Here is a 23,738-nt window from a genome sequence, read left to right on the forward strand (position 1 = left end):
AATTAAGATACACCGGTATCGAGGAAACAAAAGAGATGGCAAAAGCATCCAAAACCGTTCCCAAGTCAAAACCAAAAAAGGATTCTTCTATCAAACCGATACAAGACTTCGTCGGTTCGAGAACCCTTCCTTTTCCCGTGGACAGACTCGAAGACGTTCGTAAACGCGCGCGTAAATTTCGCGAAAAGATGCTTTCCGGTTCGCAAGTCGTCTTTTACAGATCTTACGACTTGGTTCGAGTGCCTTATCCAACGCGTTATGCGCTCTTGAACGCCTACAGCCTTCCGACTCCGTATATGCACATTCTGAATCGATTGTTTATCATTCAGTATCGAACCGGAGAAGGAATCAAAACTCTTTTGTTTTCCCCATCGGATCTCGACGGAAACGCGGAAACTCCTTTTTTCAAAAGACTCGCAGAAAGTTTCGGACCGTTTCAATCCATCGGAAAAAAGATCATCGCTCCGATCTTAAACACCGTGGAAGAATGTCTTCAAGACGCGGGAATTTCTCCCGAAAAAGTGGATTATATTTCCTACGATCACCTTCATACCCAGGACATCCGTAAGTGGTTGGGCGCGAACGGAGAAAAGGGATATTTCCAGAACGCAAAACTTTTGGTGATGCGGGAAGAATGGGACTCCGTTCAAGGACTTCTTCCACCTCAATCCGATTGGTATTGCCCGAACGGAACGGGTGGAGTTGCGAGTGATCGTATCGTCGTGTTAGACGGAGACGTGGAACTCGGACAAGGAGTCGCTCTTATTCGCACTCCGGGCCATACCTACGGGAACCATTCTCTCGTGGCTCACACACCCGAAGGGATTTTTGTTTCCAGCGAAAACGGAGTCAGTGCGGACAGTTATTCTCCTTTAAAATCTCGGATTCCGGGAGTGAAAAAATACGCTAAGTCAACGGGGATGGAAGTGATCTTAAACGGGAATACGCTTGAAATCGGACTCGATCAGTATATTTCCATGGTTCAAGAAAAGGAAATGGCGGGAGTTTCTTTGCGGAATCCCGATTTCTACAACGTGATGCCTTCTTCCGAAATGACGAGTTATTGGCTTTTTCCGGGAACGTCTCCGACGTTTAGTTTCGGACAATTGTCCTTCGGTTCCCCCGTAACATAAGGAAAAAAGAATATGATTCTATTCATCACAGGTTGTGCGGGCGGACTCGGAAAAAAAATCGCGGAAGACGCGTTTTCCGCAGGACATTCGATTCTCATTACGGATATCAACGAGAAAGAACTCAAAAAATTCTCGACCCAATGGAAGAATGAAAAAGAAAGAGTCCTCGTTTCTAAGTTAGACGTCACATCGCCGACGGATTGGAAGAAGGTGATGGATCTCGCGTATAAAAAATGGGGAAAAATCGACGCGCTCTTAAACGTCGCGGGTTACCTTCTTCCCGGTTATATCTACGAGGTTCCCGCGAAAGAGATCGATCGTCATATGGATATCAACGCAAAAGGTGTGATGTATGGAACCAGAGAAGCGGCGGTAAGAATGGTTGCGGCCAAAGCCGGTCATATCGTCAATATTGCTTCTCTCGCGGGAGTGGCTCCGATTACGGGGATCGCTCTTTATTCTACTTCGAAATTTGCCGTAAGAGGTTTCTCCTTAGCCGTAGCCCAAGAACTCAAAGAGAAGAATGTTTTTGTAACCGTCGTTTGCCCCGATGCGATCAAAACTCCGATGTTGGATCTTCAGAAAGATTTTGAACAAGCGTCCATGACCTTTTCCGGGGACAAGGTTTTGACTGCGGAAGAGGTTTCTCAGATCATCCTCGGACGGGTTTTATCCAAAAAACCTCTGGAAGTAATGATTCCGGGAAGCAGAGGAATTCTTGCAAAAATCGCAAACCTCTTTCCGGCCATGAGCGGTTTCCTCGGCCCGATTCTTAGAAAAAAAGGTCTAAAAAAACAATCAGCTTACAAAAAAGGATAAGGGAAATTTAAGAATTTCTTTTTGGAATCGCAAAACCGATTCCTCACCGGCCGTTCCAAACGAATCGCACGTTTCTCCGAATGATTCGCAAAACACATATTAGGTGGAAAATTCTTTCCCGACCGTTTTTATGAAAAAATCAAAACCGATTCCCTTACGAACGATGGCGGGATATGCAATGGCCGAAATCGGGATCACCGCGGTGGAAGTTTTGGCTCAGATTTATCTTTTAGAATTTTTTGTCTCCGCCGTTGGCCTCAGAGCCTCTCTCGCAGGATTGGCGCTCGCGGTCGCCGTTCTCTGGGATGCGATCTCGGATCCTTTGATGGGCTATCTTTCCGATCATACAAAAACCAGACTCGGAAAAAGAAGACCTTATATTTTGAGTGGGGGAATTCTTCTTGCGATTTCCATCTCTATCATGTTTTCTCCTCCCTCTTTGGAGACACAAACACAGAAGTTCTTTTTTCTTTTGTCAGTTTATCTTCTGGTGAACACTTCGATGACCATTCTCGCGGTTCCGCATATCGCGCTCGGGGGAGAAATGACCTTCGTTCCAACCGAACGAACCCGGATTTTCGGTTGGAGATTCTTTTTTAGCAATATAGGTTTTATTCTCGTTTTGATTCTTCCTTCCTTTTATTCGGCTTTGTTTCCGAACGAAAACGAAGTCTCCCGGCTTTTGACCACGAGAAATTATACTTCTCTTACGATCGCTTGTATTCTCATCCTCACTTCGGTCATCGCTTTTTTTGCGACTTCCGGAAGAGACAAAGCGGAAGAATCGACGTTAGAATCGAAGTCGAACTGGAAACGCGAAGTTTCCGTAGGACATCCTCGGTTTGTAAAGATCAGATCCGTTTTTAAGAATCGTTATTTTTTACCGTTGATTCTCGCCTTTATCATCGCAACCTTCGGAAGAACTTTCAACTCTTCGATCGTAAATCTATATTACAAATATAGAATTCGTTTAACGGAAGCGGAGATCGGCTTGATGATCCTTCTCCCTTTCGTCGTTTGTCTGATCTTATCCATTCTTCTTTGGGTTTATCTTTCCAATCGGTTCGGAAAAAAATGGCCCGCATTTTGGGGAATTCTTCTTTTGGGAATTATGACGGTGGTTGTTTATCCGCTTTTTCCGGAACGGGGGATTCTTCCGATCTTGTTCGCTGCCGTTTTCGGAGGGTTTTTTGCCGGCGCCGTTTTACTCTTTGATTCTTTAGTCGCGGACATCGTCGACTACGACGAGCTCAAAACCGGAGAAAAGAGAGAAGGGTGGTTTTTCGGACTCTGGAAAATGGCGACGAAAGTTGCGCGGGCGCTCGGTTTAGGTTTTGGCGGAATTCTTCTGAGTGGAATCGGCTACCAAGAAGGATCCGTAAATCAAATCCCGGAACTTGGATTTCGCCTTTCGATTCTTTTTGGACCCGTCGTCGGAAGTTTTTTTATCTTAGGCGCTCTGATCTTTCTTCTGATGCCGCTCACAAAGGAACGACATCAAAGAATTCAAAGTCTTCTTTTGAGAAGAAGGGAGATTCGAAAGAGAAAACTTTTTGTTTCGGAATGAGCTATAATTGGTGATTCCGAAACGAGTTTGTTTTTGAAAAAGATTCTTTTCAGAGATTCAAAAAATATTCTGATTGAAATTCTCAAATCCGCAATTCATACTTTCTCAATCGCCGATATCAATATGAATCTATTATCCAGAATTACGATAAACCCTGAAATTTGCGGCGGAAAACCTTGTATTCGGGGAATGAGAATTCGGGTGATCGATATTTTGGAACTGTTTTCCAACGGCCTTTCCCACGAAGAAATTTTAAAAGAAATGCCCGATTTGGAACCCGAGGATCTCAAAGCTTCTCTTCAGTATGCGTCGATGAAAATTGATCACGCAGTGGTTCTCGCAAGTTGACCATTTGGTTGGATGCACAACTTTCACCCAAACTTTCCAGCTGGATTCAGCAAGAATTTCAGATCAGTTCGTTTCGCCTACGGGAACTAAAACTCGTCTCGAAGACGGATCAAGAGATTTTTCTCGCTACACGCAACCAAATCGAAATCGTAATCATGACAAAGGATGGAGACTTTATCGATCTTCTCAATCGATACGGCCCTCCTCCAAAGATCATTTGGATCCGATCCGGAAACACTGCAAATCAATCGATGCAAATTCTTCTAAAAAAAACGCTAAACAAAGCGCTTACGATCTTATCCGCAGGTGACAAGATCGTAGAAATTGCCGATTGAAAAAAAGAAGACTTACCCGGTCTTAAACTTCTTCCGAATATTCCGAAGCGCATCTTGTTTTGATTTTTCACGAACCGCAGCGCGAAGGTTTTTCTTTACCGGAATATAAGACTCGGTGCTTGCCAAGGTCTTGTGACCCAGAAAGTCTTTTACTTGTGCAAGCGGAGATCCGTCGGCGATCAAATGTAGAGCGCGACTGTGTCGAAGTGTAAAAACGGTTACGGGACTGGAAATCCCCGCGCTTTTTCCGATTTCGGAAATGATTCTTTCCACGTTTCGGGAAGTAGTATGAGACCCGAGACTTTTTCCGGGAAACAGATACGAATTTGCGGAGACCAACGCCTCTTTTTCATACTTCTTAATCAAAGAAAGAAGTTCCGTCGGAATTTCCACGTTCCTTGATTGAGAAAGGACACTCGATTTGATCTGAATCCACTTGCGTTTTAGATCCAGATGATTCCACTTGAGCGAAATCAATTCTCCTACACGAAGACCGCCGTAATATACGAGTCCGCACATCAGTTCGTGTTTTGCATTGGAAGATGCAGATTTTAGAATATTCTGCATCTCTTTAAAGGTGATCGCATTGGGATTGTTATATTCCCGGATCGGTCTCTGAAAGTCCCGAAAAAGGTCCATTTTCATCACGTCTTCGAAAAACATCTTGAGAGAGCTGACATTGATCTGGATTGTAGAAGAAGAGACCTTCTTCTTTTTTAGATGATCCATATAACGATTGAGATCTTTGAGAGTTATCTTTTCCGCGGGTTTATCCGCAAAATTGAGAAAGTCCACGTTGTATTTTAGATAGGTATAAGCGGTGGCCTTCTTATAATTTCTCTGGCGAATGATTTTACTGAGTCTTTCGATCGAATGTTTATTCTTTTTCGGAAGTTCCAATTCTGACATCTCTTCTTTCCTGCCAAATCTGTGTTTGACTCGTTAGGCGTCATTCCACAGATTTCTATTCTTTTTAGTAGCTTTGAAAAAAAGAAATCAAATATTTCCAAATTGTGTCAATTCAATAATCGATTTTCTGGAGAATTCTGTCGCAAATCTCTTCGACCTTCAAATCATCGATCTGCAAGTAGTGATCGGAAGCCGCCTCGTAGTGCGGAAGTCGAGATTCTAAGATACTTCGATAGGAAGCAATGGCGCTGAGGGCGGGGCGTGTGGGGTCGTTTTGAATCTTTTCCACAAGAACTTCCGTGGAACGGGAAAGTCCGAAGATGGTTGTTATGGATTTTAGAAGTTCAATCTTTCTCTGACTTGGAATCTCTTTCCCTTTCGAATCCAAATCAAAAAGAATTCCACCTCCACAATCCAAAATGATTCCGTTCGCGTTTTTAAGTTTTTCTAAAATTCGAAATTCGAGATCCCGAAACGGTCTCCAATTCCCGTCGTTTTTTTGGATAAACTCGGGAATCGATATTCCTCCGATTTCGTAAACTGCGATCATGTCCGTAGAAATCACGGGCATTCCTGTGATCTTGGATAATTTACGAGAGATCTTAGATTTACCGACCCCTCTAGGGCCGATCAAAGCGAAATTTTTTTTCAAGCCTGGATTAACTCACGGATATGTTTCTGTATCTCGGGTAAAACCGTGTAATACATCTGTAAGTCAGAATCGTTGATTCCTAAAATCTGCAAAGCTTTATTGGAAATCGGAACGGACAAACCCGCGATGTCGATCCCCACACCGGCGGCGACCGAGATCGTATGCGCGACGTGAACGACGGAAACCAACTCCGGATATTCTTTCTCTTCTTCAGGACGGCTGTAATTCTCAGCTACGTGTACAAGCTCTTGAGGAAAATTCCATTTTGCTAATAGTTTGGCACCGGCTTCTTCGTGAGAATAACCGAAATGTTTTTTCTCCAGCTCCGCAAACGAAGAAGTATGATTTTTCAATTCTTCTCGGAGCGTGAGTAGAACGGCCGGAAAAAAATCCGCTAAGATGACCTTACCGATATTGTGCAAAAGGCCGCCCGTAAACGCGAGGTCGGTTCCGATCTTGAGTTTTTTTTGTTCGCAGATTCTTTTGGAAAGTTCAGCTACCGTAAGAGAATGAATCCAATTGTCTTCGGCTTCTACTTGATATCCTTTGAGATCTTTTTTGAGAATTCCTTTGGACGCGGTCAGAAGAATGATATCTTTTACCGTTTTGATTCCAAGGGTCATCAAGGATTCTTGCACAGTTTTGATCGGCTTTGCGGCTCGATAGTAAGCCGAGTTGGAAAGTTTGATCACTTCCGCAGTCAAACCTGGATCGTTCGAAATTTCTTTTGCGAGATCGGGAATGGCGACGTCCTGTTTTTGAACCATCTGCATCACCTTCGTAACCACGGAGGAAATCCGAGGAAGTTGGGCGTCGTTTAAAAAGAGTTGATCTATTTTTTCTTTCATCTTTTTTACCTGACCTTGTAGAGGTACTTTTCAAAACCCGCTTTTTTTAAAAGGACACGTCCGTCGTCCAGATATAAGCTGATGGTTCTTCCGTCGTTACCTCCGACATCTTCCACGATCAATGGGATTTTGTTTTGTTCCAAGATGGCGCGGGCGGTCAAAATATTTTGTTCTCCTATGTTCTGGAGAAAACTGGACTGGACTCCTTTGAACATCGAGGCGCCTCCAAAAAGACGTCCGCCGTATTCTCCCGGATGACAACCAAGCTCGGCCATTTTTTTGATCAGCAAAGGAATCGCGGTTTCCGCGTATTTGAATGGATTCTTCTGCGAATCTTTTCCGCCCGGATCCTTCGAAAGCATGAAGTGAGACATCGCTCCCGCTTTTTTTTCGGGAGAATAAAAAACGACTCCGATACAGGATCCAAGAGTCGTTCTTAGAATTTCGGGAGACTGCCCGCCTTGCAGGTCAGCGATTCCAACATTGACTACCTTCGTTCCTTTTGCCAGCATTTGTATCCAGTTATCCGGGTGATATCTCGTTATAAAAGAGTATCCAAGACAATATAGTAACGTCCCGAATTCTTCAATACTTTTTTGAGACGTCTGAAAGAAGAGATTACCACAATTCAAAAAGCCGCGATCGTGAGGCAAGTAACGATTCCGTTTTTCATTTTGTTTGTAAGAATTTAGGGTAGAATTTCATTTTACGCGACGATCCGGGTTTCATACACTGCTTTTGGAATGGCAAAACAAGCACTCAAAGAAAATACAACACCCGAGCGTAAAAAAACTAGTTCTACCTCGGAACCGATCGAGTCGTTTCAACTCGGTAAAACGTCAGTAACAATTCTCGGCACGGCTCATATCAGTCAAAAAAGTATCGACGAAGTTCAAAGAATCATTCGGGAAGAAAAGCCCGATACGATCTGTGTGGAACTCTGTAATTCCAGAATGCGTTCGGTAAAAGACTCCGAACACTGGAAGAAGCTGGATATATTCAAAGTTTTTAAAGAAAGAAAAATGTATCTTCTTCTTTCCAGTCTCATTCTTTCCGCGTTTCAAAAAAAATTGGGCAAGGGTTCCATCCGTCCCGGAGACGAGATGAGAATGGCGATTGCAGAAGGAGAAAGGACCGGCGCAAAGATCGTTCCGATCGATAGGGAAGTTTCCACAACTCTGAAACGCGCTTGGTGGAATATCGGATTTTTTAATCGTATGTTTCTGCTTTCCGCTTTGCTCACTTCCCTTTTTGTAAAAGAAGAAATTTCCGAAGAAAAAATCGAAGAGATGAAATCGGACGACGTTCTCAAGGATTTATTCTCACAACTTCCAAAACGTTACGAATCGATCAAAAACGTAATCATCGACGAAAGAGATTCTTATCTTGCGCAAAGAATTCGGGAAGCGTCTATCGACGGAAAAAAAGTTTTCGCGGTTGTAGGCGCCGGTCACTTGCAGGGAATCATGAATCACGTCCACGAGGACAAGGATATCTCCGGCTTGGATCACCTTCCGCAAAAAACGGCTTGGGATCGCTGGAAAGGTTTGATCGTGCCCGGCTTTTTTTTGGGATTGATTCTTACCGTTTTTTATTTCGGCGGAAGACAACAAGGTCAAGAATTCGTACTCCGTTGGATTTTGGTAAAAGGCGGACTCGCCGCGTTAGGCGCCATCATCGCCCTCGCTCATCCTTTGTCCGTGATCCTTGCGTTCTTAGCCGCTCCGGTCGGGAATTTTAATCCGGTCATCAAACCCGGTTGGGTCGCCGCGTTATCCGAGTCTTGGTTACGTAAACCTCTCGTAGAAGATTTTGAAAGAATCGCTCAGGACTCCGAACACTGGAAAGGTTATTGGAAGAATAACGTGATCCGCATCTTTCTTGTGTTTATGCTTCCCCAAATCGGGAGCAGCATCGGAACCTTTATCGTAACTGCGGATCTATTTCGAGTCATCAAAGGATTTTTGTGAACGACCGACTCCGGAAAATCAAAGCCATACTTTGTTTCGTTTTGGCTTTTTCCGGAGTCGTTTCCATTTTCGCCGAAGAATCGGATTCTTCCGAGTTTGAACCTACGGTGATCATGGAAGACGTCGATCTCCAGCCTTATCTCACTTTTTACGAAGACAAAACCGGGAGACTTTCCTTTCCCGAAATTCAAAAAGTTTTTCGATCGGGAAAATCCATTCCTCTTTTTAACAACAGCCTTGGCTATTCGGAAGCCGCGATTTGGGTTCGGATTCCGGTCGCCAATCGGGAACGAGGCACACGAAACTGGGTGCTTCAGTACGGATACAGCCTGATCGATTCGATCCAATTGTATTCCACAAGAAACGGCGCTACGCCGCTCGTCGTTTCCGGGGACGAACTTCCATTTAAAACACGTTTGGCGGAGAATCGGAACTTTCCATTTCAACTCAGCGAACCTCCGCTTTCCAAAACCGACTACTATGTTCGGATTCAGTCGCAAAGTTCCATCATCATTCCTCTGGGGGCTTTTTCAAGAACTGAGTTTTTGGAACAAACCGCAAAGGAATACACGGCCCTCGGTTTTTATTACGGAACGATGATCGTGATGTTCGTATATAATCTTTTCCTTTTGATCAGCACAAGAGACAAAAGTTATCTCTACTATAGTATATTCATTTTTTTTGATATTCTATTTCAGTTTACGTTGAACGGATTATCCTATCAATTTCTCTGGCCGAACAGTCCAGAATGGGGGAATATCTGTCTTCCGTTTTTTATGTTCTGCGCTTTTCTCGCGGCCTGTCTTTTCGGAAAATCATTTTTGGAATCGTCCAAAATGACTCCGACCACCGATAAATTCTATTACCCCTTGATCGCCGTTTGTATCTTTGGCGGTATCGGTTCCCTTAGTTTTTTTAGTTATACCTTCAGCGTCGTTTCCAGTTTGGTAGTTCTCCTTCTTACGCTTTTTCTTCTTTTGATCAATAGTTTGTTGTGTGTTTGGAAAGGCCACAGACCGGCGAGATTTTTTCTGACTGCATGGTCGGTTCTTATCCTCGGGAGTTTTTTATACGCGATGAAAGCGTTCGGAATTTTTCCGGATAATTTTTTTACTCAGTGGGGTCTTCAAATCGGATCCGCGATAGAAGTCGCGCTTCTTTCTTTGGGACTCGCCGACCGAATCAAACAACTTTCCTTGAATTTGGAAACTCAGGCCACCAATCTCAATCTTCTCAAAATCAGACACGAACAATCCGCGATTCAGTATAAGAATTTATACGAAGGGGAAGAGGACTTTCTTTTCAATCTGGATTCTCAGGGAAATATCACCGGAACCAACAAAGCGGTCTCCACCTTTCTCGGTTTTAAACCCGCCGACGTAATCGGAAAAAACTTTCTGGAATTGATGTACAACACCGGAGGTCTCGAAGACGCATTCAAAAAATTGTATGTGATGGAAAGAATGGAGGAACTTTCCAACACGAGAAAACCCGTCTACTTCCGGGCCGACTTTTTGCAAAAATATCTCAAAGAGCCGAAAGAACTCCAAGTCCGTCTTCAAATACTCGAACACGAGTCCGGACGCGAAATTTTAGGAAGGGCTTACGAACCGGATCAGGATCTGATGGGGAGATTTTTGGACGAGGAAAGAATCGTATTCTCGGTCAATAATTATCTCCAGAACGCCGAATTATTGAGCCAAAGACTTACGTTCAATCTGGTTCGATTCACCGATCCTACGATCGCACTTTCCATTCGGACGAGCCTCAGAGAAATGCTGATCAACGCGATCGAACACGGGAATCTGAACATTTCCAACGAAGAGAAGGCCAAGGCTTTGAAAACCGGAAATTATTTTCAGTTCATTCTTGCAAGACAAAACGATCCGTATTATAGAGACAAAAAAATTCTCGTGGAATATTTTCTTTCCAGACAAAAAGTAGGTTATAGAATCACGGACGAGGGAAAAGGTTTTAACCACGCGAGAACCGTTCGAAACACGATCACACAAACCGATGAAAATTCTTCTCTGCAAAGCAGAGGGATCGCGTTCGCACTTTCCACCTTTGACGTAGTAAAATTCAATTCCACGGGCAACAGAGTGACATTGGTTAAATATTTCAAATGAAACATTCTATTTTTATAATATTCTTTCTTTCTTTTTTTCTGTCCTTCTGCGCCAATTCCGGACGTCCCGAAAAAAGAAATCTTCCCAAAGAACTTTCAATCGTCTTACAGGAACTCTCTTCGTCTTTGAAAAAACAAATCCGAATCAATCGGGAATCCTCTTTGCCCGACCGAAAAAACTCCCTAAAAATGGCAATTCTTCCTTTGTTAAACGAAAACGGATCCGTAACCGATCTGGGCTCTTATATCGCAGGACAACTTCTAATCCAGATGAACGAACCCGGCAAATTGATTTTGGTGGAAAAATCACAATTGAATCGTTTGATCGACGAGCAGACGTTTCAAAAATCGGGTCTTGTACTTTCCGATAAGTCTTTGGAAATCGGAAAAATTTCCGGCGCGGATTTGATTCTTCTGGGATCCGTTCAGTTTAGCGACCAGACGTTTGTTTTACAACTTCGGGTAGTCTCTTTGCAATCCGGCGAAATACTGGCGTTAGGCGAGGGAGTTTTCGATTCGAACGACGCGCTCTATGATCAGTATCGTATCGTTCAAAACCCTAAAAAATAAAAGTCGACGTTAGGCGGGATTTGGCTCGATCAACAATTGTTCGAAAAACGATCCGAACTTTTTCTCCGTATTCACAAAATGAATTTCCAAAATCCAAAATCGCTCCTTTCCTTCGAATGGTTTCTTTAGATCGAGGAAATTCTCCTCGCAGATATAATTGATTTTGTTTTTAGAGTGATTCTTTTTGTGGGGAAATTCGTCGATGATATGTCCGGCAATCTCGCTCCCGAAAAGATAACCGTCTTCCAAGGCGATTTTTTTCGCGAAGTCGAAAAGTTCCTTACCCGTGACGGAATCTTTGGAAAAATAATAATCTCTGCACCGATTCCATGCGCTCTCAACGCAGGATCGAATGCGTAACTTTTCAGGATCGTTTCCCAGAACATAAGTCCTTCCAAAATCGGCTTCCATAGTTTCAAAAACCGGCCCCAGATCGATCCAGAGAATATCATCCTCTTGGATCAGAAGATCTTCCGGATCAAAATCATAAGGAAGAACCGTGTTTTTACCGGTGCGAACGATTTTTTTGTGCCAATATTTGGAGACTCCGAACTCCGACTTTGCCAGCTCATAGATGAGTGAGCTTGTTTCCTTTTCGGAATTGCCCGGTTGAAGGATCTTATTTTTTTCGATTTGTTGAAACAAATGCGAAGCTTTTTTCTCCGCCAATTTCAAATTCTTTAATATCTCCGATCCTTTCATGATGATTCTGTCGCCGCCTAAATTGTTTTCGGAAGAATGTCGTTTAACGTTTTGTTTTCTTTTTAACCGATTTTTTAGGGACCGGCTTCGGCTTTTTTTTCGGAGTTTTTGAAATCCGTTTTTTGGATGTAGGAGCTGTTACAATTTTCTTTTTAACCGCAGCCTGCGTTTTTTTCTGAGACACTAGTTTTTCGTGAAGAGCCGCCATGGCAACCCGTTCCGATTCTTTCGCGACGGCGCTCGGATAATGAAAGACCAGAAATTCTAAAATCGTACGAATGTTTTCGGCTTTACGAACCTGATTGTAATTTCCGGGAATATCAAACCAGAGATCTCTTTCCTCTCCGTAGATCGAAGAAGAAGCCGGAAGAAAAATAAATTCTTTCATCGGAGAAAGAGGATGAAAACGATCCATAAAAAGAAAGGTCTTAAAAAGTTCCTGAAGATACGAAGAACCGTAGCTCAGGCCGAAACCCGGAAGAATCGAAAACAGATAACTTCCCCGAAAAGGAGTTCCTAAAGTCACAAGACCTCGGATCTTTTGACGACTTCGATCCGGAAGCAGAAGTGTAAGAAGCCCTCCGGTATTGTGAGCGATCAAAACCGACTTCGAAGGAATCTGGTCCATCTGTTTTGCCAAAGTTTCCACCGCCTTCTTTGTATTCAAAAAAAACGGAGGGACTTTCAACACTCTCGGTTGATATCCTTTAGCCTCCAGGGCTCTACAAAGTTTCCAATAGAACAAAGGCCCCGAAAGAAAACCGGTCACGATATAGATATCACCTCGGGAAAGATTGGGATCTTTTCCCGAAGGAATCAAAGATGAAATTACGGAAAGAATAAATTCTAAAATTTCGGAAAGGAAATAGAAGAATGTTCTAAAAGCGGAGATGATTTTTTTCATGAGAATGGCTTGAAGTTATGGAGTGATAAGACAAGACTGTCAGAGTCTTTCATGAAAACAAAGAAGCTAATTGTTTCCCTTGGGATTTTTTTCATCCTTCCTTCGGCTGTCTATTCAAATATACCGACTCACGCGGGTATGGAGAAAATTTTCAAAGAGGTCTGGGGAAAATGGTTTCCGGTCGCCTATACGAAAATCCTAAAAAAAGATCTAACTGGAAAAGGAGTTCTGGTCTATAAAAAAACTCCGGAGCGAATCGTTTATATTTATACATATTTGGTTTTTCTTCCCCTTTATACGGAAAACGAAGAAATCCCAAAGGAAATCCCGGGCAAGGGAAGAGAGATCCGAGCAAAACTCATTTACGAACCGGCTCACCCGACTGAAAAATATTCGATTGAGTTTACCGAGTTCGACGAACAATACAATAACAAATCGGTGGTGCGATGGATTCGTTAAAATCTAAATCGGAAGAACAGATCAGACAAAAGATGATTTCGGAAGGAATGTCCGAAACGTTCATCGAAGATTTTTTAAAAAAAGTCGATCAGGTTCGAAACGGAGAAACGGGGATCGTTCGCTGGGAAGAAGTCGGCGATCTCGACCCAAAAAAAGACGAAATCGCACTCGAAGAAATCGAACGACAAACCTCTCCCGCTCCGGAAATTTTAAAAAATCTCGTCGTCATCAAATTGAACGGCGGACTCGGAACTTCGATGGGACTTTCCGGTCCCAAGTCTTTGATCGAACTTAAGGACGGAATGTCCTTTTTGGAGATCATCGCCAAACAATCCGAAATCATTTTAAAGAAGTATAACGTGTCCGTTCCGCTCATCCTCATGGACAGTTTCAATACGCAGGAAGAAAGCCAGGCCGAGCTCAAAAGAATCGGATTCCAACAAAAGTTTGCGACTTCCTTTTTACAACACAAGGTTCCCCGTCTTTTAAAGGAAAACCTAACGCCGATTACATGCAAGAATTCGGACGAAGAGTGGTGTCCACCCGGACACGGCGATATCTGGATCTCCCTTTTGGAAACCGGACTTTTAGATACTCTGATCGCGGACGGTTACAAAGTGGCCTTTGTTTCGAACGGAGACAACCTCGGAGCAACGGTTCATCCCGGAATTCTGGAATACCTTCTCAAAGAAAATCTCGAGTTCTGTATGGAAATGACCCCGAAAACATTGGCGGACAAAAAAGGGGGGGCAATCTACAAAAGAATCCTAAAGGGAAAACCCGAAAACTATCAGCTTTTGGAAACGGCTCAGGTTCCATCCGAACACATGCACGAATTCGAAGGACTGGGAAAGTTTAGAAGTTTTTCGACAAACAACCTGTGGATCAACCTCGTAGCCCTTAAGGAAAGATTACTCCAAGGAAATTTTGAACTCTCTCTCATCGTAAATCCGAAAAAAATCGACGGAAAAGAAGTGTTACAATTGGAAACTGCGATGGGTTCCGCGATCCGAAACTTCAGTCGTATCAAAGGAATCATCATTCCCAGGGATCGATTTGCGCCCGTAAAAAAATGCGAAGACTATCTCGTAAGGAGATCGGACGCATATCAGCTCTTAGGCGATTATTCGATTACGATGTCAGACGAAAGGAAAAAGTTAGGCCTTGGTGAAGTATTGATCACATTGGATGAACAATACTACAAAAAAATCCAGGACTTCAACCGATTGTTCCCGGAAATACCGTCTCTTGTGCGCTGCACTTCATTTGCAGTCCAAGGAGAAGTCCTCTTTGATCGCAAAATAGAAGTAAACGGAGACGTCGTAATCCAAAATAACGGCTCCACGTTGCGTAAAATTTCAGAATTAAAAATCACCAACTTCGAATCCGGAAAATACACCTTTTAGGCTTTACAAAGAGAATCCACAATCGAATCTTTTTATAAGAACGATTCGCAAGTGGTTCTAAATATCTCAACTGTTATGATGGACTCGGGGTCCGGAAACGGACTGATCTTTTGCAAACAAAGGCTGAAATGACAACTTCTAAAAGTCCGAAGATCCGCTCCTTTGACGAAGGAGAAATTGAACAATTTAAGAATGTTTTTATCAATGAGAATCGCGGTAAACCGATCGTCCTTCTCCGATTCCAAGATATCAAATCCCTTTCTTTTCTAGACTTTTTACAATTGGTTCCGATTAAAATTTCGGAACTGCATCCGGGCGCGGAAAATCACTATTCTTACTATTGTTACGGAGATAAGAAGAATCTTCTGATCGGAGTCGCTCCGGTTCAAATCAACGGGTCCAACGGATTCTTAAATTTTGATTCCGTATTGGGAAGATTCCGCGAGGTTTCGATCAAAAGCGGATCGATGAACTTCGACTTCGGAATCGCAAGAACTCAGTGCAATTATATCTCTTACGTGGACGAAATTTTTCACGAACTGGAAGTTTCTTCCCTTAAAAATCTCAAAGACAATCTCATCCGTTGGAGTTGGACCTATCTCAATCGGGTCAACGATTACTTTGCGGGAGAAAAGGCCGACGCGGTTATCCAACCGATCATTCATTTTAATCACAAAGCGCATACGTATTCGATGAAGGGTGGAGAGGTTTTTGTGGGCGGAGAAGCTTACGCCGGTTATGCGGATCTGATTCGGGACATTCCTCACGATCAGGATCTCAATCGGATCGAACTTTTGATTTTGGAAAAGCTCACGATGTGTTGTAACGGGGCTCCCGGACTTTTAAAATTCAATATTTCTCCGCAGACTCTCATCGATACGTTCGACACCGACGAAAAAGTAACTCGTTTTCACAATCTTCTTCTCAACCAAAATCTCAACCCGGCTCTCGTGAGAATGGAACTGATCGAAAAACCTTACGAAGAAGCTGAGATCACTCTCAAAAGTGTCTGCAAACGTTTTTGGAATTTCGGGATCAGTTTTGCGGCCGACGACTTCGGAGTCAAAAGTCAGAGTCACCAGATCGTATTGGATCTCGGGGAGATGATCAAAGAATTCAAACTCGATCCGATCAGCTTTAAGTTTAAAGCCGATCAAGACTTGACGAAGTTCTTAGACAACCTCGCCTTTATCGACTATTGTAGAAGACTCTCCGATAACAGAGAGGCGATCATCACCGCGGAAGCGTTGGAAGACATCGATTCTCTCAACTTTCTTATCGCTCACCAAGTCTATTACTTCCAAGCCAATCTTTTCTGTACGAAAATTTCCATCGAAGAATACAAAGAAATCTATGAGGAAATGCAGGATCTTCCGGAATCGGTGGTGAATAAAATTTTGAATTCGGAAGAACTGCTTCTGAAGTTGAAAGCAAAAGGAAATATCTTTAAACTTTCAAAAGAATTGGGTCTGATTTCCTAAGAGTTCAATTTTTCTCGCTCCTCAACCTTTTTTGAACGAACCTTCCCGACGCGACGCCGACTACGGACGATACGATCGCTACGAATAACGGAAGAATCCTAAAAAGGAAAGGGATAGGCATCATCCAAGAATAGAAACTAAGAAAAGCGATTCCAAATACGATCGTCCATTTTGAAACACCAAGCCAACTCGTTGTAAAAAAAGTCAGAAACGCGGAGATTCCCCAGATTCCGGATGTTAGAAGAATATTCGGAAGAGGAAATTTAAAATATACTCCGAGTGTATGGCGAAATCCAAAAGGGAAGCTACGACTTGTCAAACCGGGTAGTCGGATATCGGGGAACAACACAAAGGCAATCACGTCCAAGGCTTCGACGAGAATCAACTCAAGTAAAATCGTTCCGAGAATATATGATAAATTTCTCATGCGTCGTTTTGAAAGGCTTTCAAACGGACCTTCAAGAATTCGATCGAATTCACGGAAAGGTTCAGATTTCTAAAAAATCCGCTAAGAAAAGCGTAAGACGACTGGTTATCAAATCGGCCTTACGCTTTTTGTTTTAATCTTCTTTACTCTTTTAAGAACGAAAGATTGGATTTTTGACTGACGATCGTTTGATCCTTCATCGTCACCGAAAGCGCGTCTCCGGTCTTTTCGATCTCGATCTTAAACTTTCCGTCCTTGTCGATAATCGGAGATTCTTCCACGTATTTTCCTTCGAAGATTTTCTTCTTATTGAACTTTACTACGTAGTTTATGTTGTCCTGACTTTCGATTTCCAGAAGAACCTGACTGACTCCGTTGTTTCCATCCCAAGCCATCGCGGTCCAAGGCCCTTTGAATTTTTCAAGGCTGGAATCTCCTCCAAACGTTCTCTTTTTCGGAGCCACGACCGCGGAAGAAAGAACCGCAGACGCAGGAAGAGAATTTCCGCTTTCTCCTCCAAGATCCGATTTCGAAGTCACCGAATACAAAAAGATAGTTTCTTTTGCGGGAACATCGGCTACATAAGAATTCTTATCTCCCGAAGAACCCAAAAAAGTCCAAGAAGATTCCCCTCGTTTCTTGCGAAAAACGTAATATTCGGAAGCCTCTTTTACCTTGTCCCAAGTTAACGAAATTTTAGCGTTTTTCGCGTCCAAAACTCCTTTTACGTTTTCGGGAGCAGCAAGTTTCACACCTCTTTGTTTGTTCGGGTCCGTAAAACCGTAAGCAAAACTGGAAAAAGGACCGTTCTTTCCTTCTTGATTTACGGCGGTCACTGAGTAATACGCATAACGTGCGGGAAGATTCTCATCGATAAATTCTTCGGAGCCGGTTTCCGAAATTTTTTCCCAAGCGCCCCCGCCGATCCAGCCTGATTTCACATAACGGAAAACGAAATATTTCGAAGCCCCGGAAACTTTTTTCCATCGGAGCTCGATCTTGCTCTGATAAGCGCCTCTCGTCGCCACCAAACCCAGGGGTTTTGCCGGAGGAGTTTTCGGTTGTGCGGTGAAGCCGCTCGCTGCGTCCGAAGGTTCTCCCGTTTTACCGTTGAGTTTTGCGGACACGACATAGAATTCAACCACTCCTTTTCGAGCGGCGGAAGTATCGGTATAACTATTCAATTTAGAATTACCGATCGAATTGTATCTCTTCTGTGTTTTGTTGTATTTGAATACTTGATATTCTGCGGAAGCGTCAGCCGGTTCCCAAGCGAGTTCCACCTTATTGTCATACTGGCCTTGGGTCGCCTTGAGTCCTAAAACTTTCGGAGGAGGTTTGAGTTCTTCCGTTTTCGCAAAGCCGATCACTTCTCCGGGGGAAAGATCGGAAGAGGAAGAATCCGTAAGCGTAAGGATTCTATATTTATACGCGAGATTCGGTTGAACACCGTCGTCGTTAAAACTGTTAGTGGAAGAAAGACCGATCTTGGAAAAACCGGAATCTCCCGGGGCCTTTCTATGAACTTCGTAACCGACCGCTCCGGGAACAACTTCCCAGTTGATCGTAACCTTATCGCTAAAACTTCCTTGGGAAGCCGTGATCGAAGAAGGTGGAAGCGGATCGTTATCGCTCGTAACCGAAGCGGGGTCCGGTGTGTTGGAATCAGGTTTTCCTTGATCCGTTACGACTTCCACTTGATCCACCATCACAAAAGCTCCCTGGCAAATTCTTGTAAACCAACGGTAGTCGATATATCCGTAACCTTGATCTCCCCAGTCCTTTCCCCAAGAATTGATAAACTTCACCGCGTTTTTAGAATCATCATAACCGACGAGAGCAATTGCGTGACCGCCGTAGGTTTTGCCCACACCTTCTTTATAAACCGCGTTCCCCTTTAAGTTAAAGAAATTCTCATATACTAATATACCTGCGACAACCGGCTTCCCTTCAGCGAGTTGGGCCTTGACTTCGGAAAGATCGGTGGTTTTTACTCTTAAATATTCCTTTGCCTTAAATCGAGAGGCGGCGGCGATGGCGGCCTGCGAAGGACGAGCCCTGTAATCCGCGGGATTGTAAGGCATTTGATCCCAAGGCGCCGCGCCCATTTCCACCATTACCCGCATCGCATCGGAGATCAAAGAACCGTTGTCTCTTCCGCCGTTGATCTGATTGTAGATAAACGCGGGAGAAAATACCTTACCCAAGTTCGGACTTCCGTCCTGAGTACGAAGTGACCAATCCTTGGAACCCTTTCTTTCGATGTATTCCTGAAAACTTTTTGTAGCGTAAGCGGTCGACCAAGCGACACAACTTCCTTGTTCTCCCTGATTACCCACCGGAGGCATAGAATCCGAAAGATCCACTCTGGAAGAAAGCCCTCGATGAGAGATTCCGTACGGATTGGTTTCCTTTAAGGAAGAAAGAAGTTCGGTGGACTCTTGTTTCATTCCCAGAGATCTTGTAGAAGGTTGGGAAAAAATTGAAGTCTGAACCGATAAAAAAAGAAATAAAATTACTATAGAATATCTTGAAATTCTCATATACTTAGCTTAGTTTCCTTTTTGAGATTGGATAATTTCTTTGATCTGATCTTCGGTTTCTCTCGCGTATTCCTTGAAAGCGAACGGATGGGGCTCGTAAAGCGCGATCAATTTGGATTCGTTTCCTTTACTGTCTTTTACCGTTTTTTGAATTAAGAATAGAATGTAGTCCCCTTCCGGAGGAGCGGCTTTCAGCCATTTACCCAACAATTCCGGAAAGATCATAAATCCGATCTCGAATTTCACCGGCAATTTTTCAGCGCCCTTCCACGGTTTTAGAATTTCGACGGTTGCGGTAACCGACATCGTCGTTTCGGAGATTTTTTTTTCGCGAACGTTCGTGATCCGAGTAAGAGCGATATAATCCGAATTTCTAATTTGATTTTCAAGAGTCGGAGGAGTAGAAAGCGGCAAAAGCGGCAAGGTTAAAAAAAGAAAAGCGATAAAAGCAAATCCTTTGAATTTCATCTTTGTCTCCATCTGTGTCGTGTTACAGTCAAGGGTGCAGTTTAGGTCTTGGAATCGGATCCGCAAGAATTTTTTAATTTTTAAAAAGGGCGGCTTCCTGTCCCAGATCACCGGAGACTTCCTCGCAGGTTTTTGCGATCTCGGACGACTCGATCGCCAGTTTATGAATAAACTGCGTAGCGCCGACGATCGAAACCGAAGAATGTTTTACTTCTTGAATAACTCCGGCTTGTTCTCTGATTACGGCTTCCAAATCCCCCGAATTTCGAATCACACGATCGAAAATACCGCTCAACTTTTCTCTGACCTTTGTTTGATCCTTTAAGGTTTCAAAAAAGGATTCGGTCACTTTCATGATTTCGTTTACGTCTTCGATTACTTTGGAAACGGTTTGTGTTCCTTGTTGAACGATCTCCGTATTCTTATCCATCGCCTCGTTTCCGGTAAGAATCAAACGGTGAATCTCTTTGATCGTCTTCGCTGTTTGATCGGCGAGTTTTGAAATTTCATCGGCGACAACCGCAAAACCTCTTCCTTGTTCTCCGGCGCGGGCGGCTTCGATGGAAGCGTTGAGAGAAAGAAGATTCACTTTTTCGGCGATATCGTTGATTACCCTGAGCCTCTGAGACATTTCCTGATAACTCGCTGAAACTTTTCGAATCGAATCGTCCATCTTCTGTAAAGATTCCTCACTCTGTCTTGTGTGTTGTCCGGCCTTGTCCAGGATGGTTTTACTGTTGACGATCTCGTCTTCCAAAACCTGAAATTTTTCCTCAAAGGTTCCGTATAAGGACGCAAATTCTTTGTGGGAATCCGATTGTAGTTCCGCGGCTTTCGAAACTTTTTCCAAGTTTTCGAGAGCGTCGTCCATCGCCGCGTCGATCACTCCGATATTGGAAATTTGTTCATCCGAGTTTTGAACCACGCTGAGCGCGCTATTGGCCATAGAAGCCATATTCTCCCTTAAAAAATCAACCTTGGATTGAACCGATTTTTGGATGACGAGGTTTGCCGAATGAAATTCTTCCCTTTTAAAGTAGGTTTCCCAATATTCCAAATATTCGTTTTTGAGAAGAATCGAGTAATAGATAAGTATTCCCGCTTCAAATATTACAAAAACTGCATGCAGCAGGACGACCTGCAATCCGGAGCCGGTGCTGAAAACGACAATCGGTGTATCGTTCCATTTGATTCCGAACTCCTGACAGTAGTTTAGAATTCCGTGATGAACCGCGATATAACCCGCCGCAGGAACGACCGCTCTCCAATCCTTGTAGATAAGAAGAAAGGCTAAGGCGCCGAATATATGAAAGTGCATTTCGATTCTTCCGAACTCGGATTGGATAAAAATTCCGGAATAGAGCATCAACAATAAGGAATTCAGGATTCGACTAAAAAGGGTTCCGCGAAAGGAAATATAATTAAAAGTGCCCGCGACCCCAAGGGCCAAAGAAGAATACAAAGCGAACTCCCAGGTTCCAAAGCCGATGGAAAACAAAACGGCGGCGGGAATATGAGCCAGGAGCAGAATCCAAATAAAACGATCCGCCGCTTTCATCTCGGCCTTGAGTTTTTCGCGAGCGTTTTGTTGCGGAGAAATCCCGAATTGAATCCATTCTTCCGCGGAAGGGGAGTTTTCTAAATTTTGCTTTTTGTTTTCCGACATACTTTACAAACCTCTAATAAACCTTAACTTCTAAGTTTCGAAAAGACTCTTCCGAAAACGCTGTCAAGTCGGGATAAACGATCCGAATTCTCCCTTTATTATCCGTGATAAAAAGCGGATTCCGATGTAGAATCTCCTCATTGAGACCTTTGTTTACGCCGACCTGAAATAAACCCGCGATCTTTTCGGCTTCCTGCCGGTCCTCGGGTAAAAGAAGAATCGGGCGCCGTTTCCAATGAGAAAGATAATTCCTCATCCAAGACCGGTTTTTTCGATCTTCCTTAGGCGCCAGACTGATCAATACTAAGTTCCAGGATTTATATTCCTCCTTAGAAAGAAGGGTATTCAGTTTGGAGAGCCCGGTTCTGCAAACTGACATACAATCCCCGTAAGCAAAGTAAATAAGATATTTCCTATCTTGTAGATCCGATTCGGCAATAAAAACGTTTTCGTCGTTGCGAATTCTAAACTTTGGCAACTCTCGATCGACTCTCAAACCGGAATCAGGACGTTGTCGATCACCGATTACAAATGGATTGGCCGCGAGTACAAAATATAGACAAACAATGATAATCGAAGCGGAAAATAATTTGGAAATTATAGGATGAAAATTCAAGCTATAATTTTTTGACGAAAAGAAACGAAAAAAGACTGAGTAAATTCAGGAACTTTAGTCTTCGAGATTAAACGAAATCGGAACTCTGTGAGACATTCTTGTAGGCCGGCCTTGGACATAACCCGGACTCCAACGAGCCATCTTTACGATTTTGATCGCGGCCTCGTCGAATCCAAATCCCGCTTTCCCCGAAGCTACCTTGGCGCCCTGCAAATTTCCCTGTTCGTCGATCTGAACGATTACGACGACTTGTTTGGAAACGATTCCCGCAGACTTGGCCTGTGCAGGGAAAAAATCCCTTAGATCAAAGTCGATGATCGGAGTCGGAGTTTTGTCTCCGTTGTAAGAAAAAAGATATCCGTCCTTATCGGTTCCGTTTCCGGAAAGTGCGTTCGGGTTGAGATCCTCGTCGATCGGGTCGTCCGCGTTTTGGTTGGAACCTTCCACCCATTCCTGCTTTTCAACGGGAGCGGGCGAAGAAGTGCCGCCGATGAGTTCCGGTGGAATTTCTTCCAAATCCACTTCCACATCCTGCGCCTCCAAATCCTCCGAAGAAATTTCGGAATCGGGAATATAGGTCGCGATAAAATAAGCTCCGATCGTGACCGTATGCAAAACAAAAGACACAATCAGACAAAATTTGAATAGGCCAAACTTGAGAATCTTCTGTTTGATTTCGGGAACGCTTACCATTCTTATTACCTATTTCGCCTAACGTTTAACCGAAAGTGCGATTTTTGTGACTCCCGCTCTGCGGATCACTCCCATCGTCTCTGCGATCTTTCCATACGGCAAAGAAGAATCCGCAGAAAGGGTAAGACGCATATTCGGTCTTATCTTAGAATCTCTTTCCAACTGAGACTTCAATCTTTCGATCGTCGTGTCTGCCCCTTCCAAAAGAATTTTTCCGTCCTTGGTCAAAGCCACCTGAACCGATTGCGCGACGTTTGGATCCGCGGCCGCTACTTTCGGAAGATTGATATTGATGGATTCCTTTTTTAAAAAGTTCGCGGTTACCATAAAGATAACTAAAAGAACCAAAATCACGTCCACCATCGGAGTGATATTGATATTGCCTATTTCGTCTCCGTCGCCGGATGGAGTAGTTCCTGCCATAACCCGATCTCCTTTTAACTACTTCTTACGAGACAGGCTTGCGAGAAATTCTCTGGAAAGAATTTCTAAATTTGCCTGTATGATTTTCAACTTACGAGTAAAATAGTTATTGGCCATAACGACCGGGATCGCGACTCCCAAACCCGCCGCGGTCGCAAGAAGCGCCGTGGAGATACTTCTCATCACAAACTCGGCGCCTGTACTTCCTAACGTTCCCAAACCGTAGAACGCTTTGATCACACCGAGAACCGTTCCTAAAAGACCGATAAAAGGAGCGTTGTTTCCCAACGTGTTGAGAATGGAGAGATGGTTTTCCAGTTCGATCCTTTCTCCGATGATTCTTCCTTCCTGAAGTTCCGAAAGACTTTCATGTCCTCCGTTGAAGTTTTCGACGGAGAATTGAGAAAACTTAGCGTAGATGTTTCCGGGGTTTTCCGCAGCGAGAGATTTTACCGAATCCAGGTTTCCGTTTCTAATTTCAGAGGTAAGAACGGGGAGAATGGCTTCCGTATTTTTTAGATTCTTACGAAAGATTAGGATTCTTTCAGTTCCGACTGCGAGGGCGACGATACTTGCAATCAGCATAATAATAAAAATGAAAGTTTCGCCGTATTCAACTAAAAACATGGTCATGATGTGGATCCTCTAATATCTTTATTTTTTAAATCTGG

General features: G+C 43.6%; 24 protein-coding genes and 1 pseudogene. 11 read left to right on the forward strand and 14 right to left on the reverse strand.

Annotated features, from left to right (window positions below; translation table 11 throughout):
* Positions 1 to 35: 35 nt before the first annotated feature.
* From JWG44_RS10325 to JWG44_RS10345, 5 genes are all read left to right on the forward strand, one after another.
* Positions 36 to 1,133 (forward strand): MBL fold metallo-hydrolase, encoded by a 1,098-nt coding sequence (locus JWG44_RS10325; protein ID WP_205274875.1) that lies wholly within the window; start codon positions 36 to 38, stop codon positions 1,131 to 1,133.
* Between the two features lie 12 nt (positions 1,134 to 1,145).
* Positions 1,146 to 1,952 (forward strand): SDR family NAD(P)-dependent oxidoreductase, encoded by an 807-nt coding sequence (locus JWG44_RS10330; protein WP_205274876.1) that lies wholly within the window; start codon positions 1,146 to 1,148, stop codon positions 1,950 to 1,952.
* A gap of 130 nt (positions 1,953 to 2,082) precedes the next feature.
* Complete coding sequence (locus JWG44_RS10335; protein WP_232371588.1) at positions 2,083 to 3,519, forward strand: MFS transporter; 1,437 nt, start codon at positions 2,083 to 2,085, stop codon at positions 3,517 to 3,519.
* Between the two features lie 33 nt (positions 3,520 to 3,552).
* The gene (locus JWG44_RS10340) at positions 3,553 to 3,867 is read left to right on the forward strand and encodes a DUF433 domain-containing protein (RefSeq protein WP_232371589.1); all 315 of its coding nucleotides are present in this window, start codon (positions 3,553 to 3,555) and stop codon (positions 3,865 to 3,867) included.
* Positions 3,864 to 4,202 (forward strand): DUF5615 family PIN-like protein, encoded by a 339-nt coding sequence (locus tag JWG44_RS10345; protein WP_205274877.1) that lies wholly within the window; start codon positions 3,864 to 3,866, stop codon positions 4,200 to 4,202. The genes JWG44_RS10340 and JWG44_RS10345 overlap by 4 nt, the downstream gene beginning before the upstream one ends.
* 12 nt (positions 4,203 to 4,214) lie before the next feature.
* Here the strand turns inward: JWG44_RS10345 and JWG44_RS10350 are convergent, their stop codons facing one another.
* The 4 genes from JWG44_RS10350 to JWG44_RS10365 all read right to left on the reverse strand — a co-directional run bounded on the left by JWG44_RS10350 (position 4,215) and on the right by JWG44_RS10365 (position 7,123).
* Complete coding sequence (locus JWG44_RS10350) at positions 4,215 to 5,111, reverse strand: tyrosine-type recombinase/integrase (protein ID WP_205274878.1); 897 nt, start codon at positions 5,109 to 5,111, stop codon at positions 4,215 to 4,217.
* Positions 5,112 to 5,223: 112 nt separating this feature from the next.
* Complete coding sequence (locus tag JWG44_RS10355) at positions 5,224 to 5,763, reverse strand: shikimate kinase (protein WP_205274879.1); 540 nt, start codon at positions 5,761 to 5,763, stop codon at positions 5,224 to 5,226.
* Positions 5,760 to 6,611 (reverse strand): HDOD domain-containing protein, encoded by an 852-nt coding sequence (locus tag JWG44_RS10360; RefSeq protein WP_205274880.1) that lies wholly within the window; start codon positions 6,609 to 6,611, stop codon positions 5,760 to 5,762. The genes JWG44_RS10355 and JWG44_RS10360 overlap by 4 nt, the downstream gene beginning before the upstream one ends.
* 5 nt (positions 6,612 to 6,616) lie before the next feature.
* Positions 6,617 to 7,123 carry a chemotaxis protein CheD gene (locus JWG44_RS10365; protein ID WP_205274881.1) on the reverse strand — a complete coding sequence of 169 codons (507 nt, stop codon included), beginning with the start codon at positions 7,121 to 7,123 and terminating at the stop codon, positions 6,617 to 6,619.
* A 231-nt stretch (positions 7,124 to 7,354) separates the two neighbouring features.
* On the opposite strand from JWG44_RS10365, the gene JWG44_RS10370 reads away from it, so the two are divergent.
* Genes JWG44_RS10370 through JWG44_RS10380 form a run of 3 tightly spaced genes read left to right on the forward strand, consistent with a single transcriptional unit; the run spans position 7,355 to position 11,279 of the window.
* Positions 7,355 to 8,581 carry a TraB/GumN family protein gene (locus JWG44_RS10370; RefSeq protein ID WP_205274882.1) on the forward strand — a complete coding sequence of 409 codons (1,227 nt, stop codon included), beginning with the start codon at positions 7,355 to 7,357 and terminating at the stop codon, positions 8,579 to 8,581.
* On the forward strand, positions 8,578 to 10,710 hold the full coding sequence (locus tag JWG44_RS10375) for a 7TM diverse intracellular signaling domain-containing protein (protein ID WP_205274883.1): 2,133 nt from the start codon (positions 8,578 to 8,580) through the stop codon (positions 10,708 to 10,710). The genes JWG44_RS10370 and JWG44_RS10375 overlap by 4 nt, the downstream gene beginning before the upstream one ends.
* A complete protein-coding gene (locus tag JWG44_RS10380) occupies positions 10,707 to 11,279 on the forward strand; it encodes a CsgG/HfaB family protein (RefSeq protein ID WP_205274884.1) in 573 nt (190 codons plus the stop codon). Before JWG44_RS10375 ends, JWG44_RS10380 begins: the two co-directional genes overlap by 4 nt.
* Positions 11,280 to 11,288: 9 nt before the next feature.
* On the opposite strand, the gene JWG44_RS10385 is transcribed toward JWG44_RS10380, so the two are convergent.
* Both JWG44_RS10385 and JWG44_RS10390 read right to left on the reverse strand, forming a co-directional pair.
* Positions 11,289 to 11,981: a M24 family metallopeptidase gene (locus JWG44_RS10385; RefSeq protein WP_205274885.1), complete on the reverse strand. Its 693-nt coding sequence runs from the start codon at positions 11,979 to 11,981 to the stop codon at positions 11,289 to 11,291.
* A 216-nt stretch (positions 11,982 to 12,197) separates the two neighbouring features.
* Positions 12,198 to 12,885 (reverse strand): annotated as a pseudogene (locus JWG44_RS10390) (alpha/beta hydrolase); the annotation flags it as partial.
* Between the two features lie 51 nt (positions 12,886 to 12,936).
* On the opposite strand from JWG44_RS10390, the gene JWG44_RS10395 reads away from it, so the two are divergent.
* The 3 genes from JWG44_RS10395 (at position 12,937) to JWG44_RS10405 (ending at position 16,231) form a co-directional block, all read left to right on the forward strand.
* Positions 12,937 to 13,344 carry a hypothetical protein gene (locus JWG44_RS10395; RefSeq protein WP_205274886.1) on the forward strand — a complete coding sequence of 136 codons (408 nt, stop codon included), beginning with the start codon at positions 12,937 to 12,939 and terminating at the stop codon, positions 13,342 to 13,344.
* Positions 13,332 to 14,750, forward strand: coding sequence for a UTP--glucose-1-phosphate uridylyltransferase (locus JWG44_RS10400; protein ID WP_205274887.1), 1,419 nt, complete (start codon positions 13,332 to 13,334; stop codon positions 14,748 to 14,750). The genes JWG44_RS10395 and JWG44_RS10400 overlap by 13 nt, the downstream gene beginning before the upstream one ends.
* A gap of 128 nt (positions 14,751 to 14,878) precedes the next feature.
* Positions 14,879 to 16,231, forward strand: a complete 1,353-nt coding sequence (locus JWG44_RS10405) for an EAL domain-containing protein (protein ID WP_205274888.1) — start codon at positions 14,879 to 14,881, stop codon at positions 16,229 to 16,231.
* Between the two features lie 4 nt (positions 16,232 to 16,235).
* On the opposite strand, the gene JWG44_RS10410 is transcribed toward JWG44_RS10405, so the two are convergent.
* The 8 genes from JWG44_RS10410 to JWG44_RS10445 form a co-directional block, all read right to left on the reverse strand.
* On the reverse strand, positions 16,236 to 16,658 hold the full coding sequence (locus JWG44_RS10410; protein ID WP_205274889.1) for a hypothetical protein: 423 nt from the start codon (positions 16,656 to 16,658) through the stop codon (positions 16,236 to 16,238).
* A 143-nt stretch (positions 16,659 to 16,801) separates the two neighbouring features.
* The gene (locus JWG44_RS10415) at positions 16,802 to 19,201 is read right to left on the reverse strand and encodes a C1 family peptidase (RefSeq protein WP_205274890.1); all 2,400 of its coding nucleotides are present in this window, start codon (positions 19,199 to 19,201) and stop codon (positions 16,802 to 16,804) included.
* A gap of 9 nt (positions 19,202 to 19,210) precedes the next feature.
* Positions 19,211 to 19,669, reverse strand: coding sequence for an LIC_20196 family exoprotein (locus JWG44_RS10420; RefSeq protein WP_205274891.1), 459 nt, complete (start codon positions 19,667 to 19,669; stop codon positions 19,211 to 19,213).
* Between the two features lie 73 nt (positions 19,670 to 19,742).
* Positions 19,743 to 21,335: a methyl-accepting chemotaxis protein gene (locus JWG44_RS10425; protein WP_205274892.1), complete on the reverse strand. Its 1,593-nt coding sequence runs from the start codon at positions 21,333 to 21,335 to the stop codon at positions 19,743 to 19,745.
* A 13-nt stretch (positions 21,336 to 21,348) separates the two neighbouring features.
* Positions 21,349 to 21,951, reverse strand: a complete 603-nt coding sequence (locus JWG44_RS10430; protein WP_205274893.1) for an SCO family protein — start codon at positions 21,949 to 21,951, stop codon at positions 21,349 to 21,351.
* 54 nt (positions 21,952 to 22,005) lie between these two features.
* Positions 22,006 to 22,644: an energy transducer TonB gene (locus JWG44_RS10435; RefSeq protein WP_205274894.1), complete on the reverse strand. Its 639-nt coding sequence runs from the start codon at positions 22,642 to 22,644 to the stop codon at positions 22,006 to 22,008.
* An 18-nt stretch (positions 22,645 to 22,662) separates the two neighbouring features.
* The gene (locus JWG44_RS10440) at positions 22,663 to 23,067 is read right to left on the reverse strand and encodes an ExbD/TolR family protein (protein WP_205274895.1); all 405 of its coding nucleotides are present in this window, start codon (positions 23,065 to 23,067) and stop codon (positions 22,663 to 22,665) included.
* 18 nt (positions 23,068 to 23,085) lie between these two features.
* Positions 23,086 to 23,700, reverse strand: coding sequence for a MotA/TolQ/ExbB proton channel family protein (locus JWG44_RS10445; protein ID WP_205274896.1), 615 nt, complete (start codon positions 23,698 to 23,700; stop codon positions 23,086 to 23,088).
* Positions 23,701 to 23,738 lie beyond the last annotated feature (38 nt).

Origin of the sequence: Leptospira ainazelensis, assembly GCF_016918785.1 — a bacterium.
GTDB classification, from domain to species: domain Bacteria; phylum Spirochaetota; class Leptospiria; order Leptospirales; family Leptospiraceae; genus Leptospira; species Leptospira ainazelensis.